The 17,637-nt window shown below is 39.8% G+C and carries 21 protein-coding genes and 1 riboswitch; of the genes, 16 read left to right on the top strand and 5 right to left on the bottom strand.

Annotated features, from left to right (window positions below; translation table 11 throughout):
* Positions 1-18: 18 nt before the first annotated feature.
* Positions 19-1,329, bottom strand: a complete 1,311-nt coding sequence (locus CD004_RS08545) for a nucleobase:cation symporter-2 family protein (RefSeq protein WP_102262366.1) — start codon at positions 1,327-1,329, stop codon at positions 19-21.
* Positions 1,326-1,931, bottom strand: a complete 606-nt coding sequence (locus tag CD004_RS08550) for a xanthine phosphoribosyltransferase (protein ID WP_102262367.1) — start codon at positions 1,929-1,931, stop codon at positions 1,326-1,328. The genes CD004_RS08545 and CD004_RS08550 overlap by 4 nt, the downstream gene beginning before the upstream one ends.
* Positions 1,932-2,061: 130 nt before the next feature.
* A riboswitch (purine riboswitch) is annotated at positions 2,062-2,163 on the bottom strand.
* 199 nt (positions 2,164-2,362) lie between these two features.
* On the opposite strand from CD004_RS08550, the gene CD004_RS08555 reads away from it, so the two are divergent.
* Positions 2,363-4,111 carry an ABC transporter ATP-binding protein gene (locus tag CD004_RS08555; RefSeq protein ID WP_102262368.1) on the top strand — a complete coding sequence of 583 codons (1,749 nt, stop codon included), beginning with the start codon at positions 2,363-2,365 and terminating at the stop codon, positions 4,109-4,111.
* Between the two features lie 3 nt (positions 4,112-4,114).
* Complete coding sequence (locus tag CD004_RS08560; RefSeq protein ID WP_102262369.1) at positions 4,115-5,908, top strand: ABC transporter ATP-binding protein; 1,794 nt, start codon at positions 4,115-4,117, stop codon at positions 5,906-5,908.
* A gap of 557 nt (positions 5,909-6,465) precedes the next feature.
* Here the strand turns inward: CD004_RS08560 and CD004_RS08565 are convergent.
* Positions 6,466-6,636: an aspartyl-phosphate phosphatase Spo0E family protein gene (locus CD004_RS08565; protein ID WP_102262370.1), complete on the bottom strand. Its 171-nt coding sequence runs from the start codon at positions 6,634-6,636 to the stop codon at positions 6,466-6,468.
* Between the two features lie 301 nt (positions 6,637-6,937).
* Between CD004_RS08565 and CD004_RS08570 the strand changes: the two genes are divergently transcribed.
* The 14 genes from CD004_RS08570 to CD004_RS08630 all read left to right on the top strand — a co-directional run bounded on the left by CD004_RS08570 (position 6,938) and on the right by CD004_RS08630 (position 16,458).
* Entirely contained in the window at positions 6,938-7,645 is a 708-nt protein-coding gene (locus tag CD004_RS08570; RefSeq protein WP_102262371.1) for a cytochrome c biogenesis CcdA family protein, read from the top strand.
* A gap of 184 nt (positions 7,646-7,829) precedes the next feature.
* Positions 7,830-8,189, top strand: a complete 360-nt coding sequence (locus CD004_RS08575; protein WP_102262372.1) for a response regulator — start codon at positions 7,830-7,832, stop codon at positions 8,187-8,189.
* Positions 8,190-8,271: 82 nt separating this feature from the next.
* Positions 8,272-8,745, top strand: a complete 474-nt coding sequence (locus tag CD004_RS08580) for a CcdC family protein (protein WP_102262373.1) — start codon at positions 8,272-8,274, stop codon at positions 8,743-8,745.
* 721 nt (positions 8,746-9,466) lie between these two features.
* Positions 9,467-10,366 (top strand): reverse transcriptase-like protein, encoded by a 900-nt coding sequence (locus CD004_RS08585; RefSeq protein ID WP_102262374.1) that lies wholly within the window; start codon positions 9,467-9,469, stop codon positions 10,364-10,366.
* Positions 10,367-10,408: 42 nt separating this feature from the next.
* The gene (locus tag CD004_RS08590; RefSeq protein WP_102262375.1) at positions 10,409-10,963 is read left to right on the top strand and encodes an HAD-IIIA family hydrolase; all 555 of its coding nucleotides are present in this window, start codon (positions 10,409-10,411) and stop codon (positions 10,961-10,963) included.
* Complete coding sequence (locus tag CD004_RS24035; protein WP_170029959.1) at positions 10,957-11,100, top strand: hypothetical protein; 144 nt, start codon at positions 10,957-10,959, stop codon at positions 11,098-11,100. The genes CD004_RS08590 and CD004_RS24035 overlap by 7 nt, the downstream gene beginning before the upstream one ends.
* The gene (locus CD004_RS08595) at positions 11,093-12,004 is read left to right on the top strand and encodes a peptidase MA family metallohydrolase (protein ID WP_102262376.1); all 912 of its coding nucleotides are present in this window, start codon (positions 11,093-11,095) and stop codon (positions 12,002-12,004) included. The genes CD004_RS24035 and CD004_RS08595 overlap by 8 nt, the downstream gene beginning before the upstream one ends.
* A gap of 130 nt (positions 12,005-12,134) precedes the next feature.
* Positions 12,135-12,764 carry a class I SAM-dependent methyltransferase gene (locus CD004_RS08600; protein ID WP_102262377.1) on the top strand — a complete coding sequence of 210 codons (630 nt, stop codon included), beginning with the start codon at positions 12,135-12,137 and terminating at the stop codon, positions 12,762-12,764.
* A gap of 118 nt (positions 12,765-12,882) precedes the next feature.
* A complete protein-coding gene (locus tag CD004_RS08605) occupies positions 12,883-13,896 on the top strand; it encodes a phosphotransferase enzyme family protein (RefSeq protein WP_233434963.1) in 1,014 nt (337 codons plus the stop codon).
* A 96-nt stretch (positions 13,897-13,992) separates the two neighbouring features.
* Positions 13,993-14,442, top strand: a complete 450-nt coding sequence (locus CD004_RS08610; RefSeq protein ID WP_102262378.1) for an NUDIX hydrolase — start codon at positions 13,993-13,995, stop codon at positions 14,440-14,442.
* 10 nt (positions 14,443-14,452) lie between these two features.
* On the top strand, positions 14,453-14,959 hold the full coding sequence (locus tag CD004_RS08615; protein ID WP_102262379.1) for a hypothetical protein: 507 nt from the start codon (positions 14,453-14,455) through the stop codon (positions 14,957-14,959).
* 12 nt (positions 14,960-14,971) lie between these two features.
* On the top strand, positions 14,972-15,448 hold the full coding sequence (locus CD004_RS08620; protein WP_102262380.1) for an NUDIX hydrolase: 477 nt from the start codon (positions 14,972-14,974) through the stop codon (positions 15,446-15,448).
* A gap of 98 nt (positions 15,449-15,546) precedes the next feature.
* Positions 15,547-15,909 (top strand): cupin domain-containing protein, encoded by a 363-nt coding sequence (locus tag CD004_RS08625; protein ID WP_102262381.1) that lies wholly within the window; start codon positions 15,547-15,549, stop codon positions 15,907-15,909.
* A gap of 18 nt (positions 15,910-15,927) precedes the next feature.
* Positions 15,928-16,458 (top strand): GrpB family protein, encoded by a 531-nt coding sequence (locus CD004_RS08630; RefSeq protein WP_102262382.1) that lies wholly within the window; start codon positions 15,928-15,930, stop codon positions 16,456-16,458.
* A 118-nt stretch (positions 16,459-16,576) separates the two neighbouring features.
* On the opposite strand, the gene CD004_RS08635 is transcribed toward CD004_RS08630, so the two are convergent.
* A complete protein-coding gene (locus CD004_RS08635) occupies positions 16,577-17,050 on the bottom strand; it encodes a histidine phosphatase family protein (RefSeq protein ID WP_233434964.1) in 474 nt (157 codons plus the stop codon).
* A gap of 58 nt (positions 17,051-17,108) precedes the next feature.
* Positions 17,109-17,498 (bottom strand): NUDIX domain-containing protein, encoded by a 390-nt coding sequence (locus CD004_RS08640; protein ID WP_102262383.1) that lies wholly within the window; start codon positions 17,496-17,498, stop codon positions 17,109-17,111.
* Positions 17,499-17,637 lie beyond the last annotated feature (139 nt).

Genomic DNA, 17,637 nt, shown 5'->3' on the forward strand with positions numbered 1-17,637 from the left:
AGAATGTTATCAAAACTCTTAAGAAGCCTTCTGCTCTGCAAAAGAAGCATGCTGGGCTGCTTTATTGCCTTTAAATACATTGAATACTAGATTCAATACGATAGCAGTTAAGCTTCCGGCAACGATTCCGTTATCTGTCAGGATTCTGATGCTGGAAGGCATTTGTGCGAATAATTCGGGCACGGCTGTCACACCGAGTCCCATTCCTACAGAGCAGGCAATGATTAATAGATTCTCCTGCGATGAGAACTCTACCGCACTAAGCATTTTTATTCCGTAAGCGACAACCATACCAAACATGGCAACCATTGCTCCTCCTAAAACAGGTGTCGGGATGACCGTAGTCAATGCGCCGATTTTCGGTACTAATCCTAGCAATACAAGGAATGCACCTGCTGTGTATATGACATTCTTTGTTTTTACTCCTGACAGTTGAATAAGTCCAACGTTTTGTGAATAAGTGGTGTATGGAAAAGCATTAAAGAATGCACCGAGGATAATCGCAAGTCCTTCTGCGCGGTATCCATTTTCCAGATCTTTCTCTTCAATTTTTTCTTCACAAATGTCCCCAAGGGCAAAGTAAACTCCTGTTGATTCTACCAGACTAACCATCGCTACGAGAATCATTGTCAGGATGGCTGATACTTCAAATGTTGGGAGTCCGAAATAGAATGGGGCCGGCATATGAAGCCAGGAAGCCTCGCCAACAGCGTCGAAATTAACCATTCCCATAAAATAAGCAACAATTGTTCCCCCGGCCAACCCTAACAGAATAGCAATGGCACGGACAAACCCTTTAAAGAAACGGAATAACACTATGATGAATATTAAAGTACCAAATGCAAGTCCGATGTTTGTGAGAGAACCAAAATCCGGGCTGCCTTGTCCTCCGGCCATATTATTCATCGCAACCGGAATTAAAGTGATACCGATGATTGTTACAACAGACCCAGTCACAACTGGAGGGAAAAACTTGACAAGCTTTCCGAAGAACTTTGAAATCGCGACAACAAATATACCAGAAACAAGGATGGAGCCGTAAATGGCTGAAATACCATATTGTCCGCCAATCGCAATCATCGGTCCTACGGCAGTGAACGTACAGCCTAGAACCACAGGGAGGCCGATTCCGAAGAATTTATTGCGCCATACTTGCAAAAGGGTTGCTATACCGCACATGAAAATATCGATTGAAACTAAATAAGTCAACTGTTCTCCTGTTAATCCGAGGGCTCCTCCAACGATCAGCGGAACGATTACCGCTCCTGCATACATCGCCAATACATGCTGGATACCTAATGAAGCAATTTTAAAAGGGTTCTGTTTCATCGTGTTAATTCCACCTTTGTCTTAGTTGTAGGTTGTTTGAAGCTGACTGATCCATCATCAAGAGAGCTGATTGTAGCCAATGATTCGACCCTGTAGCCCTTATCTCTAAGAAGAGAGCCACCATCTTGAAATCCTTTTTCAATCACAATTCCGATTCCTGCAATTGATGCTTTCGCCTTGGTGGCTATTTCTGCAAGACCTAGTGCGGCTTGTCCGTTAGCAAGGAAGTCGTCAATGATCAATACGTTATCGTTTTCTGATAAGTACTGATTGGAAACGGATATTTCGCTAGTTTCTTCCTTGGTAAAAGAGTAGACAGATGCTGTAAACAGATTATTTACGAGAGTCAGAGATTTTCTTTTCCTGGCAAAAACAACTGGTACATTCAGTTGGAGCCCCGCCATAACTGCAGGGGCAATTCCAGATGATTCAATCGTCAGTATTCTGGTTATGCCGCTATCAGCAAACCGCTGAGCAAATTCCTTACCAATTTCAAGCATAAGGTGCGGGTCAATCTGGTGATTCAGGAATGAATCTACCTTAAGTACCGACGATGACAGGACGGTACCTTCGTTTTTAATTTTTTCAATAAGCAATTCCATCGTATTCCTCCTCTTAGATGAGGGCTTTTAAGTACAAAAAAGCCCAAAGCCATGCATTCACATCATAAAATGAGTGAAGCAATGGCCTTGGGCTAATATACAAGCTGCGGGCAAAAAGAGGTTAAGAACGACCCCTGCATTGCTCACTCATAGTCGGATCATTTACGGTAATCCGGTAGAAACTTGCAGGCCATATCCCCGCGATTATATGAGTGAATAAATTAATTTTAAAATTATTATATCACTATTATAAATAGATACAATAAAAATGCGAAAAAAACCGAACGAAAACATCAGGTTCTGCAAAAATATTCGTTTATAGGAAAATTAGTTGATTTTTAATTCCGTTAAATAAAAGAGAAAAAATCTTCCCCATTTTACAAATATTTGATAAACTATTTAAGCATTTGAGGGGTTTGGGGGATATACATATGAGCGTATTCAAGGATTTATTATGGTACTTCAAGTCGGAGAAAAAGGCCTATCTGACAGGGATTTTCTTGCTGTTATTTGTGGCGTTTCTTCAGCTTGTCCCGCCGCGCGTTATTGGAATCATCGTTGATGAAATTACCAACAGTACGCTTACGGCCGGGAAACTTGGAAAATGGATGTTTGTATTAGCCGCTACTGGCCTGGCGATGTATTCTCTTCGGTATTACTGGCGGATCATGATCTTTGGTTCTGCGGTAAAGCTGTCGCGGTTATTGAGAAATCGGCTGTATAGTCATTTTACAAGTATGTCGCAGTCTTTTTACCAGAGAAGAAGGACAGGGGACTTGATGGCTCATGCAACTAATGACCTTTCCGCAATCCAGCAGACAGCAGGTGCCGGTGTTTTGACATTTGTTGACTCTGTTTCAACCGGCGGCTTCGTCATCATTGCTATGGCAGCGACAATCAGCTGGAAACTGACCTTAATCGCTTTGATTCCAATGCCGTTCATGGCTCTGCTGACAAGCTGGTATGGGACGATGCTTCATAAAAGGTTCCACAAGGCCCAGGAAGCTTTTTCTGATTTGAATGACAAGACACAGGAAAGCATCACTGGGATTAAAGTCATTAAAACATTTGGCCAGGAAAATGAAGATATTGAGGACTTTCGCAAACAGTCTGAGGATGTTGTGAAAAAGAACATTTCCGTCGCGAAGGTTGACGCTTTATTTGACCCGACGATTTCTATCATTGTTGGCATCTCATTCTTCTTGTCGATTGCTTTCGGGGCAAGGTATGTGTTGAACGGCGAACTGACAATTGGTCAGCTGGTATCATTCACATCATATCTTGGCTTATTGGTGTGGCCGATGCTTGCGTTCGGTTGGTTCTTCAATATTGTTGAACGTGGTAGGGCTTCATATGACCGCGTTTCAGCATTGCTTGATGAAAAAATCGAAATCCAGGATAAACCAGATGCACTGGATATTGTTCCGAATGGCGATCTTAAATATGATATTGAGTCATTTACCTATCCTGGCGACCAGGAACCTTTATTAAAGGGTATCAGTTTTGGTTTAGGGAAAGGGCAGACGCTTGGAATCGTTGGGAAAACGGGAGCAGGCAAAACGACTCTATTGAAGCTGTTGATCCGTGAATTCGACCTTTCGAATGGAATCATCAGCATTGGCGGCAAGAACATCCAGGACTATAAAATGGGTCGATTGCGACAGGCAATTGGATACGTTCCGCAGGATCATTTCCTTTTCTCGGCGACTGTTCAGGACAACATTGCTTTTGCTGATCCTACTGTTGATAAGGAGGTCATCTATAATTCAGCTCGAGTAGCGAACATCCATGATGACATTCTTGAATTTACCGATGGCTATCAAACCGTTGTCGGGGAGCGGGGTGTATCTCTCTCAGGCGGCCAGAAGCAGCGGATCTCGATTGCCCGTGCCTTGGTGATGAATCCCGAGATTCTTATCCTGGATGATTCCCTGTCGGCAGTCGATGCGAAGACAGAGGAACAGATTTTATCAGCATTGAAAGAAAATCGTAAAGATAAGACAACAATAATCACTGCACACCGCTTGAGCGCCATCCACCACGCGGATTTGATCGTTGTCCTTGAAGATGGACAGATTGCTGAGCGAGGCACCCACGATCAGCTGATGGAGAACGACGGCTGGTACAAGGATATGTATTTAAGGCAGCAGCTAGAAGAGCTTGTCGAGCAGGGAGGGTGACCAATGGAAAAAACGCCTGTACTAAACGCGAAAGAGCAGCGTTCCGTGCTGTTCCGGCTTCTTGCTTATGCAAAGCCACATTTAAAAATGATTTTTGTTGCGTTCGGATTCCTGATGCTCGCCACTGTTGGGGACGTGCTTGGACCGATATTGGTTAAAATTTTTATCGATGATTACTTGAGGGAAGGTTACATGCCTTTCGAGCCGCTGTTGATGCTCGGTGCTGCTTATATTGGCATCCAGGTCCTCAATGTGCTCGTCTCTTATTTTCAGCTTCTGAAGTTCCAGGAAATTGCGCTGAAAATCATCCAGCAAATGAGGATTGATGTCTTCACAAAGGTGCAGCAGCTTGGATTGAAATATTTCGATAAAACGCCTGCCGGCTCACTTGTATCCAGAGTGACCAATGACACCGAAGCAATCAAGGATATGTTCGTAAGCGTCATAGCGACTTTTATACAAAGCGGCTTCTTGCTGTTCGGAATTTTTGTGGCAATGTTCATCCTGAATGTAAAACTGGCTTTGTTCACAATGCTGATTTTACCTTTTATTGTATTCATCATGAGTTTGTACCGGAAACTGAGTTCGAAGTTTTACCAGGATATGCGTGAACGCCTGAGCCAGCTGAATGCAAAGCTCAGTGAATCACTCCAGGGTATGTCGATCATCCAAATGTTCCGCCAGGAAGAAAGATTGAAAAGGGAGTTCGGTGAAATTAACGATAAGCATTTTGATGCGGGCATGAAGAACATAAAGGCAGATGGGTTGTTGTTACGCCCAGCTGTTGACCTGGTCTATATTTTAGCGTTAATGATCGTACTCAGCTTTTTTGGGATTACTTCTTTTGACAGTCCAATTGAGATTGGGGTATTGTATGCATTCATTAATTACCTGGATCGCTTTTTCGAGCCGGTAAACAATATGATGATGCGACTTTCCATGTACCAGCAGGCGATTGTCGCTGCATCACGCGTTTTCAAACTGCTTGATGAAACGGAGCTTGCTCCGGGCCAGACTGGAAAAGAAGCTGACAAAATCAATGATGGAAAAATAGAATTCAAGGATGTCAGTTTTTCATATGATGGCAAAAGGGATGTCTTGAAAAATATCAGTTTCACTGTGAAACCTGGGGAAACTCTTGCATTTGTAGGCCACACCGGAAGCGGGAAGAGCTCAATCATCAATCTGCTGATGCGCTTTTATGAATTCGAGCGTGGAGATATTTTGATTGATGATCATTCGATAAAGAACTATCCGGTAAAAGAGCTGCGCCATAAAATGGGGCTCGTGCTTCAGGATCCGTTCTTGTTCTATGGAACAATCGGGGATAATATCCGGCTTCACAACAGCGATTTGACTGAAGAGGATATAAAAAGGGCGGCTGAATTTGTCCAGGCAGATACTTTCATTGAAAAACTGGAGGATGGATACGCACAAAAGGTGACAGAGCGAGGCTCGACTTTTTCGAGCGGACAGAGGCAATTGATCGCTTTTGCGAGAACGGTTGCGGCTAATCCGAAAATCCTTGTTCTCGATGAAGCGACAGCAAATATCGATACGGAAACCGAAGAGGCCATCCAGACAGCATTATCCAAAATGCGCAAAGGAAGGACGACGATTGCCATTGCCCACAGACTTTCCACTATCCAGGATGCAGACCAGATCATCGTCCTCCATCATGGAGAAATAGTTGAACGCGGAACACATCAGGAACTGCTCACTCAACAGGGACTTTACCATAAGATGTATCTCTTGCAGAATGGTTCAGTAGAACGATTGGAAGATGTGGTTGGATAGGTAATTATATTATGTAAAATGGCGATTGCTAAAAAGTAATCGCCTTTATTTTAATTTAAATGGATAAATGTAAATACAATCCTAAGAATTACCTAAAATGTTGACTCTTTTTGTGCTGACTGACAGGTTAGAGCACAACGTTTATATTTTTCCATGTCAGGGGAGATATGAAACTTTTCGCCTAAAGAATCGTACTATTAATTATCATCGATAATGTAGTTGGGGAGAGGGAAGAAGATGGGATTAAAGAGCATGATAAAGAAGGAAATTAAAAAACAAGTGAAGAAGCAAATAACAAAGAAAGCTGGAAAAAATGCAGGAAAAATAATCGGAAAAGTAATGAAAAAGTTCTAAGATACGTAGGAAATAAACATACAACTGCGGTTCACTTAAAAACTGAAGAAATTGACTTAAAATTAAAAGAGTAGTATTCATCGTTATAACGATGAATACTACTCTTTTTACTCGAAGGAGTTTTTCAATATAATGAATAGGCAAGAACCTGCTTAAATAGACAAAAATAAAACAGCTATAACGCTTATGGCGTTTAGCTGTTTTTAATGGGCTGCTATCTTTTTAATGTATACGCGATTATATTCATTTAACAGCTCATCAAGTTCCTGGCTGTAATGAATGGCGATTGTAGAATTGAGGCCGTTCTTCGATGCGATTTGTATCAGCTCTTCGCGTTTCTTTTCAATGAGGGTGATTAGTTGTTCTTTAGACAATGTGAAAATCCTTTCTAGTTTCATCTGGTGGCAGTATATTAAACAAGCTTATGTAAAATGGTTATAAATATAGAAATTATTACAAGTGCTATATTAGTATATAGCATATACTGCCAAATTTCAAAAGAAACATTTGTAAAATATTTTCCTGTAAAAAATATACACCGTAGTTTATTACCCAGTTTTTAAGAAGGTAAACACCTTTTTTATAGAAATTAATAAATTGTTCACAGTTAAACTATAATAATAGTAAATGGTTTTGTTAGAATGGGACTAACGAATATGGACTGGGGATGGAATTATGACAGATATAAATATTTTCATTGCTATGGGAGCGGGATTCCTTAGCTTTATTTCTCCGTGCTGCTTGCCGCTTTATCCGGCATTCTTATCATATATAACTGGAATGTCTGTAGGAGAACTGAAGAGCGAAAATGCGATGCTGCAAAGGCGCAGTCTGCTGCATACATTATTTTTCCTACTGGGATTTTCAGTGATTTTCATTGCAATTGGCTTCGGGACATCTTTTGTAGGCCAATTCTTCATGCAATACCAGGATCTCATCCGTCAACTTGGTGCGATTTTTATTGTTGCCTTCGGGCTGATGGTGATTGGATTCTTTAAGCCTGAGTTCTTGATGAAAGACAGGAAAATAGAATTCAAGAATCGCCCATCAGGTTATTTTGGGTCCTCTCTGATTGGTATGGCTTTTGCGGCAGGTTGGACTCCATGTACTGGACCTATCTTGGCTTCGGTCATCCTGCTTGCAGGTTCAAACCCTGGTTCAGGAATGCTTTATATGATTGCGTATACTCTGGGTTTTGCGATTCCGTTCTTCATTCTTTCATTCTTCATTGGAAAAATGCAGTGGATCCGCAAACATAATGTTAAAATTGTGAAAATCGGCGGCTATATCATGATATTAGTCGGAATCATGTTGTTCTTCGACTGGATGACGAAGCTGATTTCAATTCTATCAATGTTTTTTGGGGATTTTACAGGATTTTAACAAGCATATTAAAGCTTGAGTTCTATTAAGGCTATATGAGATTATTTTCATAACGAATTTTTGTATGTGAGAAATTTGTCGGTGTCTTTACATTGAAAATAATGGTTAAATATAGTTATATAGTAATTAAGAGGAAATTAAATAGATTAATATATTTGTTGTGATTGTCGGGGAGGATACAGCGATGGCCAGAATTTTGATAGTTGACGACGCAAAATTTATGAGGATCACCTTAACCAATATTCTGAAGAAAGCAAACCACGATATAGTGGGGGAAGCTGAAAATGGACGTGAAGCAGTCGAGATGTATCGCGAGCTGAAACCCGATCTAGTAACAATGGATATAACAATGCCGGAAATGAGCGGACTGGACGCCGTAAAAGAAATCAAAAAGGATTTCAAAGATGCAAAAATCATCATGTGCTCAGCGATGGGCCAGCAGAAGATGGTGGTGGATGCTATCGAGGCGGGAGCAAAGGATTTCATTGTAAAGCCATTCGATGATTCACAGGTAGTCGATTCCGTATCTAGAGTGTTACGATAAAAAACAGCCATTTAAGTCTATCTTAAATGGCTGATTTTCATTATAATAATGTGGATACTATAAATAAGGGATGAAATACAAAATGAATTATGTTTTGGCGTCAACAGTTGGAGCAATTGGCATGGCCATCTTTGTGACATTCATGAGGATGAAGGCTGCCAAAAGACCAGCATCTGCCAAGAAAATTATTTTACCGCCAATCTTCATGAGCACGGGTGCGCTCATGTTCATTTTCCCAGTGTTCCGGGTTCATTTTTTACAGATAATAGAGGCCCTTTCAGTAGGGATACTATTCTCAATCCTGCTCATCAAGACCTCGAAATTCGAAGTCAGAGGACGGGAAATCTTTCTGAAAAGATCTAAGGCTTTCGTCTTCATTTTAATCGGACTGTTGATCGTACGTGTAATAGCGAAACTGGTGCTAAGCAGCTCGATCGATTTCGGAGAGTTGAGCGGAATGTTCTGGATTCTTGCTTTTGGAATGATTGTCCCATGGCGAGTCGCTATGTATCTGCAGTTCAAGAAGCTTCATAATGAATTGCATAACGGTCAGTAAAAAAATACGGATAAATCAGGCCCCTTGCCATTTGTAAAGGGTTCTCTTTGGAAGTGCGAAATCATAATTAACAGTACAAGTAATGTAGAAAAAAGCATGGTGATTATGCAATTAAATCATCATGCTTTTTAACTTCTGAATTTTATAATTCAAAGTCATTATGATGGAATTACACTTTCATTTTTAGATGGGGAGTTGCCAAATAAATACCCGATCTGATAAATAGTCGGAAAAATTCCGCTTATTTAGCTAAAAACGTGCTCCATTCTGAATATAACCGGAAAAACTCCGCTTATTTTACTTTCGCTGATTTCTTATTTAAGGACCAGACTTCTTTCTCCTGGTGTATCTATTTTATGTTTGGAAATTGCCGTTACTATCAAATTCTACGAAGTATTAACAAGCGTTTTAGCATGTAAACTAACAGCATGAGAATTTCCATCTAATTGATATGCTAATTACAGTGTAAATTATCAAATAAAATTGTCATAAACCTTCCTATACCATTAAAAAATAGCATGCTAAATCGTAAGCGATTTAACATGCTTTTTGAATTGTTTTTTCCCGTTTTGCACTCCACAAGAGAACCCGTTATTGCCATTTGGTGAGGGGATTTTTTTTGTGGTTTACTTCGTTTAAAATGGAAACTTTGGATATAAATGTATTTTAGAGAATGGTATGATGGAAATAGTAGAATTTTCAAAAAGAATGCAGGTGCCAGATGACAACGATTACATCAAAACAGTCCCAAGTAAAATTACTTTTAAGGGGAGAATTGATTAAAAACGTCAAATTAACTAAAACCCAACTGACAGTATATTTGAATGACGGAATGCCTCATTATCTGATTGCGAATGAATACAGATTCCTGGAAGGGGAAGTGAAAGAATGGCTGAAGTCATACAAACCTTCACAGGAGCGTTTGGAAAGGGAATTTCGTGACAGCAAAGGGCGCTCGCTGGAAGAGTATGTCACTGAAGATATGATTCTCTCAATCCTAAGAATTACAAAGGATCAATTCATAAACTTAAAGAAAAATGGACTCCCGTTTCAGCATGTAGGAGAAAAGGGCTTTTACCATGTTCAGGATATACTCGACTTTTATCGTAAAGGAAATCAAGTTGTTAAGCAGGTATTGAAAAACATGCTTATGCCATTGGTCGAAAAAGTCCCTGCTGATGTTCCATTCTTAATTGTCGATGGCTCCTATAATTTCAACAATGCCACTGCAGGAACTGGAGTGGTCATCGTCAGGAACGGAGAAACAGCGGCTGGTTATTCAACAGTGAGAAATATTAAAACCACTAAACCGATTGTATGTGAATTGCTAGCAATCCTCGATGCATTGAAGCTGATGAAAAAGAAAAAATTCAAGAAAGCAATTATTATAACAGATCAAAAAGCCTGGACCTCAAGTTTCTCTATTGATCTGAAGACTTATAAGGGCCCCGTTAAGCAGTATATAAATGAATTGAATCAACGGTGGAACCAATATAAAGGAAAAGTTGAGATTAGATTTGTAGGAGAGTTGAATGAAGGAAAGAATAATCCGCTTTATAAAAAAGCTCATGATCTTAGCCAGGAACATAGGGCTTGTGTTAATGAAAGGTTAAAGTTTTAAGGCGATTGCTCGCAGAAAAGTGAATTCAGAGGGGTAGGTATCGTGTTGAATTTCCAGGCAGTTTTTATCGACCGGGATGGGACACTTGGAGGAACTGACAAAGTGGTTTATCCAGGGGATTTTGAGTTATTCCCCGGTGTCCAGAAATCAATCGAGCTATTAAAAGACAACAATATTCTAGTCTATTCGTTTACGAACCAGCCAGGGATTGCGAATGGAGAAGCCACAGATGACCAGTTTGAGAGTGAGTTGACATCGTTTGGGTTTGATCAGGTATACATTTGTCCTCACCGTCATGAGGAAGGCTGTGACTGCAGAAAACCTTCTCCCGGAATGCTGAAAAGAGCTGCAGTTGAAAATAAGCTGGACTTAAATCGTTGTGTAGTGATCGGAGATAGATGGACGGACATGCTGGCTGCTGATGAAGCGGGCTGCTTGAAGATTTTGGTCAAAACGGGCAGCGGTCAGGATGCTTTTGATAGATACATAAACAAGCAGTATTATGGCAGATGGGGAGTAATCCAACCGGATTTTATTGCAAGTGATTTTAATGAGGCGATAAGATGGCTAATAGGGGAAGGGGTAGCGAAGTGTTAATCATTATAACAATTGTTTTATTGGTGTTCATGTTTGATTTTACAAAGCTCAGACAGCAAAATGAGGAAATGATCGAACAAAACGAAAAAATGATTTCTTTGCTTGAGGAACTGGTGAAACGAGGAAGGGATGAGTAGACCGAACATAAGGTTGTGGGTGACGACTTTCTTCATCATACTTATTATATTTTTAGTAAGTATATTCGGAGTCATCAAAGCGTTCCAAATGAAACTGAATGCAAGGACCGGTGAGAATGTCACCTTTTTTACGACAGCAAAATCTGTCTTAACTTTAAATTATGATAGTGAATTAGAGGTAAAACTTAAAGCTGAAAGTATGAAGTATGTGTATGAGAACATATCGATTTACTATCAGGAAGATAATGAAGAGTTAATTCCATTGACAATTGAGACACTGAAATGGGCCGAGGATAAATCAGTCGAGGTTCTTGGTGCCTATAGTAAAAAACCAATCGATTTGATTTTTATGAGCAGGGAAGACCTTGAGCAGCTTTCAAATATTGATAGTGCCGGCGGATATTATTCTCATTTTGAAAAAGTGATGGGTGTCAACGTCGATCCTGACAGTGTAGAAAGCATACTACAGGGGCTTGAAACGCCGCTGTATTTTTTTAAAAGAAAAATTTTGCACGAATATGCACATTATGCTACTTTCAAAAAAATAGAGGAAGCTGAAACATTTGGTGACACTTTTCCAGCATGGTTTATTGAAGGGATAGCAGAATATGTGGGCAATGATGGTACTGAGGTTCCTTATGAATCTAATCCATACGAAACCCTGCCACTTGAAAGCATAAGCTGGGACAATGAATTTCACGAAGCTCGCCAGATTGATCATGCCAATCCCTATATGCAAAGTTATTTTACAGTAAACTACTTGGTTCAGATGTATGGAAATGATGTTTTGGTGGAATTAATCGAAAAGACTAACGATACTGTAGGGTTTTATACAGCTTTGGAACAAATTACGGGGAGGACGACTTCCGAATTCGAGCAGGATGTACTTGAGTATTATCAATAAAAGAACACTATGAAAGGTGGCGTTTGTTATGAAACAGGCAGAAGAGATCAGTGGCATAAGAAAAATAATGGAGAATATCGTGGTCTAGATAAGAACGGGCTGGATGTTCTCGAAAATCGGAGGAGCATTCATGTTAAATAAACAAGGTTTTAATTTGTGGGCAGACGGATATGACAAAACAGTACAGGTTAGTGAAGAAAATGGAGTATATCCATTTGCAGGCTATAGAGAGATCTTGAATACGATTTTTAATGAAGTAATGGAAATGGAAAATTCAAGAGTTTTGGATATCGGGTTCGGAACAGGAGTTCTGACAGCCAGGTTATATGAAAATGGACATCATATAGATGGAATTGATTTTTCACAGAGAATGATTGCCCTGGCGCAGCCAAAAATGCCGAATGCAAACTTACTAGAATGGGATATTGCCAATGGCTTGCCCGCAGAAGTAAAAGGTAAACAGTACGACTATATTGTAAGCACCTACGCATTGCATCATTTAACAGACGAAGATAAAGTTTTATTCATAAAGGGTTTGCTGCCATTGCTATCAGAGGACGGTAAAATTCTGATAGGCGACATTGCCTTTCAAACGAGGCAGCAGCTCGAAGCTTGCAAAAATGACAGCAAAGAATTCTGGGATGATGATGAATTTTACTTTGTATTTAATGAGGTCTGTTCTGCGTTGGAGGATTACTGCAAGCTGGAATTCCTGCCTATATCACATTGTGGCGGAGTGATTGAAATTACAAAGATATAATGAAGGTAGCACTGCTTTATTAATGCTAAGGCAGTGCTAGTTTTATCTATGGAGGAAGAATTCACATATTGCAGGATTTGAATATTTCTTTATTGAGAAAACATAAGGGGTAATAATAGTGTCTTATCAATCGATTAAAAGAGCTTTGGAGGCTTACGGGGTTGGACAGAAATCAATTTTAATTAAACAAGAACTTCCTAGTTGGAGTACGGATTTGCATTATAAAATCGAGGCAGATGGTAAAACATATTCGGCAAGATTCTTGAAAGAAAACAGGTCCCCGAACAATGTCTTTGGAGAAATAACAGATGAAATTTTAACTGAACAAACCAAGTTTTGCGGGTTCCTAGTCGAGCATGACATTCCCTTCATGAGACATGTACAGGCTTTAAATGACGAGCCATATACCATTGTCAGCCGGGAAGGGGAAAAATACCGCTTTATCATGTTTGAATGGATAGAAGGTCAGCATCTTACTCTTTGTGACAAGGATATGGCCTGGAAATTCGGAAATATGGCCAGGAGGTTTCATGACATTTCCGAAACATATGAGAGTGCTATTTTTCCTAAAAAATCACACCTAATTGGATATCAACAATTCTCCGACCAGATTGGGAAGAAGGTCAATTCTACTGAAATACCGTATAAGAGTGAACTACAGGATTACCTGGAACTAGCAAACAAGCATATTGCAACTGCAAAGACAAATAAAATGGACTATATTGTACAATCAGATTTAAATCCACTGAATGTATTATGGGATGAAAAAAGAAACATTGTGGGGATTGTAGACTTTGAATCAATCGGGTATGGGGATCGAATTGAGGGATTGGCCTGGCTGATAAAATGGTATACCCGGACAGAGGGAATTAACTCTATGGAAATGTCATCAGAGGTGGCGAAGGCTTTTTTGAATGGATATGGCGCTTTTGATTTTCTTGGAATTGACGACCATGAACGTCTGACGTCACTACTTTGGCTTTCGGGATGCTTGAACTGGAATTTTGTCAAAACTACGTTAACCATTCTGGACACCCACAACGTTGAATCGCTCAATGCTCATTTGCATGCATACAAAATCAGGGGAGAAAAGTTAATATCTCTTTTACCTAAAGCGTTTCTATATATATAAAAGAAACGCTTTTTTTCTTTCAGGAAAAAGAAGGAAATAAACTGCCTTTGTCGAATTCTGTTTACCTAGAAATTTTTTACTTTTTCGGGAGGGAATATGGGATACATAGAGGATTTACGGAAGGATATTGGTCACCAGCCTTTGATCTTGGTTGGGGTTGCAGTGGCAGTGATGAATGAACAGGGAGAGTTTTTACTGCAGAAACGGCAGGATGGTCAATGGGGTGTTCCGGGCGGGTTTATGGAGTTAGGTGAATCTACTGAAGAAGCTGGCAGAAGGGAAGTATTCGAGGAAACTGGACTGGAAATCGGCCAGTTAAATCTCGTTGGTGTCTTTTCGGGTAAGCAGCATTATGTAAGGCTGCCAAATGGGGATGAATTTTATCCAGTAACTGTTGCCTATGTAACCAAAGAAATCCTTGGTGGAGTACTCAAAGCAGATGGCGTTGAAACAATCGAAGCTCGCTTTTTTAGTGTGAGAGAACTGCCTGACCAGCTTAATCCGTTAATAAAAAATATGATGAAGCAATTTACGGTACAGATTTAAGGATTAATGCATGCAGAAAAGAGTGAAGAAAAAGTTAGTTAGTTTGTATACTGGGGAATTGTTTGCTGTTTTCACTTTTGCTCTTATTTGGATTCTGTATATTTGGCTTTTTAAATGGTCAGTCCCACACTTAACCGCTTCTTCGTCTTTATATGCCTTCGTCCTGTTGGAATTTATATTGCTGCAGGGAAGTTATTACTGGTATTTGAAGCTAAAACAGGTTCAACAAAATGATTTTACACCCCTGCCTAGTCGTCAGTTAAAAGTTTTTGCGAATTTTAAAAGGCTTAATACCGGTTTGATCGTAATAGGTATCTTTGTATTAATCTATCAAATCATCAGCAAACCAATTGAATTGTATTGGTTTGTTTTTGTCTTTATTTTTGCTGTAATCGAACATATTAACTACTACTACGTTCGTCTATCCTATCAAACTATAGACGAAATAAAGGAATTAAAGCGGCAAAAGGGCTTCCGGAAATCAAGATTGGCAAAAGAACTAGATAGATTAAAATGAGGAGGAAGAACAATGGATGCGACGTTTTATATGGAAAAGGCTGTGTTTAATTATCGGGTAGCAGCGGTTATGATCGTGGACAACCTTGTGCTAATACATAAACAAGCGAACGACGAGCACTGGGCGTTGCCAGGAGGTAGGGTCGAGCTTCAGGAAGATTCACAGACAAGCATTGTAAGAGAAATAAAAGAAGAGTTAGGGATAGATGTTAAGGTGGACAGACTTCTCTGGTTTACTGAGAACTTCTTTGACTACAACAATAAAAATTATCATGAAATCGGACTGTATTATCAGGTTTCTCCTCTAAATGGCCGCTTCAATTTCAACAATGATGAGTTCTTTGGAGAAGAGGGTGAGCGGTTGGTCTATCAGTGGGTACCGATCAACACCCTAGATAAAATCAGGTTATATCCCGAGTTTATCAGGACATCTTTGAGTGGATTACCTGATGCTCCGCAGCATCTTATAGTTAAACAATATAGTATTTAAGGTTAATAAAATATCATTCGAAGTAAGCTTCAGGACGCATAACTAATGTCTTGTGGACAGGATTTTAAAACTAAGAACATAATTTCGAGGTGGAAAAAGTGGAATTTTACAGCTTCAAAGAAGACAACGGAATTAAAATAACCAAGTTCAATTCAGACTTCTTGATGTCTCGAATAGTAAGAACGACTAATGCCACTCATATTGGCTTTATGTACCTGGAACCAAACGGGTTCATCGGGTATCACCAGGCAACAATGCCGCAGCTTTTATTGGTGGTAAGCGGCCAAGCCTTTGTAAGAGGAGAATCCGATGAATATTTTAACGTTGAGCCTGGTACCGCGATTTTCTGGAACAAAGGTGAATGGCATGAAACGAAAACGGAATCTGGATTAAGTGCTATCGTCATTGAAAGTGAAGAGTTAAATCCGGCAGCTTATATGCCGCTTGCTCACAAAGAATAATCCAGGGAAGTTGATTCAATGAGGTTAGGCCTGAAGAAGGACGAAGTTAGGCTTGATGCTTATAACCCTGAGTGGCGAAACGAATTTCACAGGGTGAAAAACGCTATCATCGAAAATACAAATATAGTAGATCATCGAATTGAACCCATAGGAAGCACTGCAATCATAGGGATGGATTCAAAACCGATTATTGATATCCTGGTCGGAGTTGATGACATTTCAAATTTTGATGAGCGGATTGTCAGCGGCTTGAAGAACATTGGATTTTTAAGGCTGAAAGTCCAACGACCAGGTGAAATTGTGTTTGCTAGGTTTACAGATGAAACCTATACGGTGAAGACGCATTTCATCCATTTAGCAGAGTACCAAAAGGAATTGTGGAATAATCTCATATATTTTAGAGATTACTTGAATTCTAATGAAGATGCCAGGTTGGAATATTTAAAGGTCAAGAAGGCTTATCTTAAAATGTCTTCCACCGGTATCAATGATTACACTGACCATAAAGAAGATTTTGTTAAAAGCATTTTCGAATTGGGGAAAATGTAGATAAAATAAAAATTATGAGGGCAGCCACCGCTTTGCAAATTGCTGCCTTCAATTGTCTCAAATGCGAAGGAGTTCATCCTTCCAAAGCTGTTCGCAAGCTATTAATTCAAAACGATCATTAATTGAAAGTTTGTATATCTGGTTTGGTGGTTTGCTTCCAAAACTCGAAATTATATTTTTTGTCAAAATAGTTCATTGTGCAGACCATTATATTGCCGTGGATCCCTAATGCTATTTTCTGGCCATTATACCTCATCACAGCATCTCTTAAACCATCAATACCTCGTTGTTGCACTTCATCATTGGATTCTCCTCCAGGAAATTTGAAGGCAGGGTTTGAGAATACTTTTTGCATTGCCTCTTCTGGGTTTTCGAAATGATAATCCCCGGCAGCCAGATTCCGCTCTCTGAATCGGGGATCTAATTCAATCTCCATTTCTCTTTGATTTGCCAGACCTTCGACTGTTTGTCTCGCTCGAACATATGAACTTGAAATGATTTGGTTGATATTCTCCTTTAAAAGAATTTGAGTGATTTTCTGTGCGTCTTTCCAGCCTTTTTCGGAAAGTTCCCTTGTCTGTTCATGCTCCAAGGAGAAGACCGAATGAGCGTGTCATACGAAATATACTTCTGTATTCATTATTAACCTCTCATACTATTAATTTCATAGCTTCCAATACCTTAGCAACATGAAGATCATCCTTCATTGACTCAAGGGGATGCCATTTCACTTCTTTTAAAGTTTGATTGTCTCCAAGTTCAGGGTCGCAACCCAGAACAGGTTCTTTCTCGTTAATCGGGCGAACTAAAAAACATCTTTCCTCTCCACCGCTATATCGGCCGGTGAATAGGTAATCCACTACTTCCACATCCAAGTTTACTTCTTCTTTCACTTCCCGAATGACTGCATCTTCGTATGTCTCGCCTGCTTCAAGACCTCCGCCTGGCAGTGTCCAGAATGAACCGTCTGGATAGACATGCTTGGTCATAAGTATATAATTGTTTTTAATGATGGCAGCAAATGCTCTCGGTCTGGTCAAAAAATCATGCACCTCTATAGTAATAATATAGAAATTTTACTATATTTTAACATATTAATAAGATTCTAATGGACAAACAGATGCGGAAACTGAAAAAGAAGGGCTGTATCGGACAATCGTCAGTTGGAAATAGAGTATT

This window comes from Mesobacillus jeotgali (genome assembly GCF_002874535.1).
Taxonomy (GTDB): Bacteria; Bacillota; Bacilli; order Bacillales; family Cytobacillaceae; genus Mesobacillus; species Mesobacillus jeotgali.

Bases quoted from the DNA above. Each gene is read 5' to 3' on its own strand.
- CD004_RS08575 (WP_102262372.1), top strand. From the start codon at position 7,830: ATGGCCAGAATTTTGATAGTTGACGACGCAAAATTTATGAGGATCACC.
- CD004_RS08555 (WP_102262368.1), top strand. From the start codon at position 2,363: ATGAGCGTATTCAAGGATTTATTATGGTACTTCAAGTCGGAGAAAAAG.
- CD004_RS08630 (WP_102262382.1), top strand. From the start codon at position 15,928: ATGAGGTTAGGCCTGAAGAAGGACGAAGTTAGGCTTGATGCTTATAAC.
- CD004_RS08585 (WP_102262374.1), top strand. From the start codon at position 9,467: ATGACAACGATTACATCAAAACAGTCCCAAGTAAAATTACTTTTAAGG.
- CD004_RS08580 (WP_102262373.1), top strand. From the start codon at position 8,272: ATGAATTATGTTTTGGCGTCAACAGTTGGAGCAATTGGCATGGCCATC.
- CD004_RS08560 (WP_102262369.1), top strand. From the start codon at position 4,115: ATGGAAAAAACGCCTGTACTAAACGCGAAAGAGCAGCGTTCCGTGCTG.
- CD004_RS08550 (WP_102262367.1), bottom strand. From the start codon at position 1,931: ATGGAATTGCTTATTGAAAAAATTAAAAACGAAGGTACCGTCCTGTCA.
- CD004_RS08595 (WP_102262376.1), top strand. From the start codon at position 11,093: ATGAGTAGACCGAACATAAGGTTGTGGGTGACGACTTTCTTCATCATA.
- CD004_RS08615 (WP_102262379.1), top strand. From the start codon at position 14,453: ATGCAGAAAAGAGTGAAGAAAAAGTTAGTTAGTTTGTATACTGGGGAA.
- CD004_RS08600 (WP_102262377.1), top strand. From the start codon at position 12,135: ATGTTAAATAAACAAGGTTTTAATTTGTGGGCAGACGGATATGACAAA.
- CD004_RS08620 (WP_102262380.1), top strand. From the start codon at position 14,972: ATGGATGCGACGTTTTATATGGAAAAGGCTGTGTTTAATTATCGGGTA.
- CD004_RS08545 (WP_102262366.1), bottom strand. From the start codon at position 1,329: ATGAAACAGAACCCTTTTAAAATTGCTTCATTAGGTATCCAGCATGTA.
- CD004_RS08610 (WP_102262378.1), top strand. From the start codon at position 13,993: ATGGGATACATAGAGGATTTACGGAAGGATATTGGTCACCAGCCTTTG.
- CD004_RS08570 (WP_102262371.1), top strand. From the start codon at position 6,938: ATGACAGATATAAATATTTTCATTGCTATGGGAGCGGGATTCCTTAGC.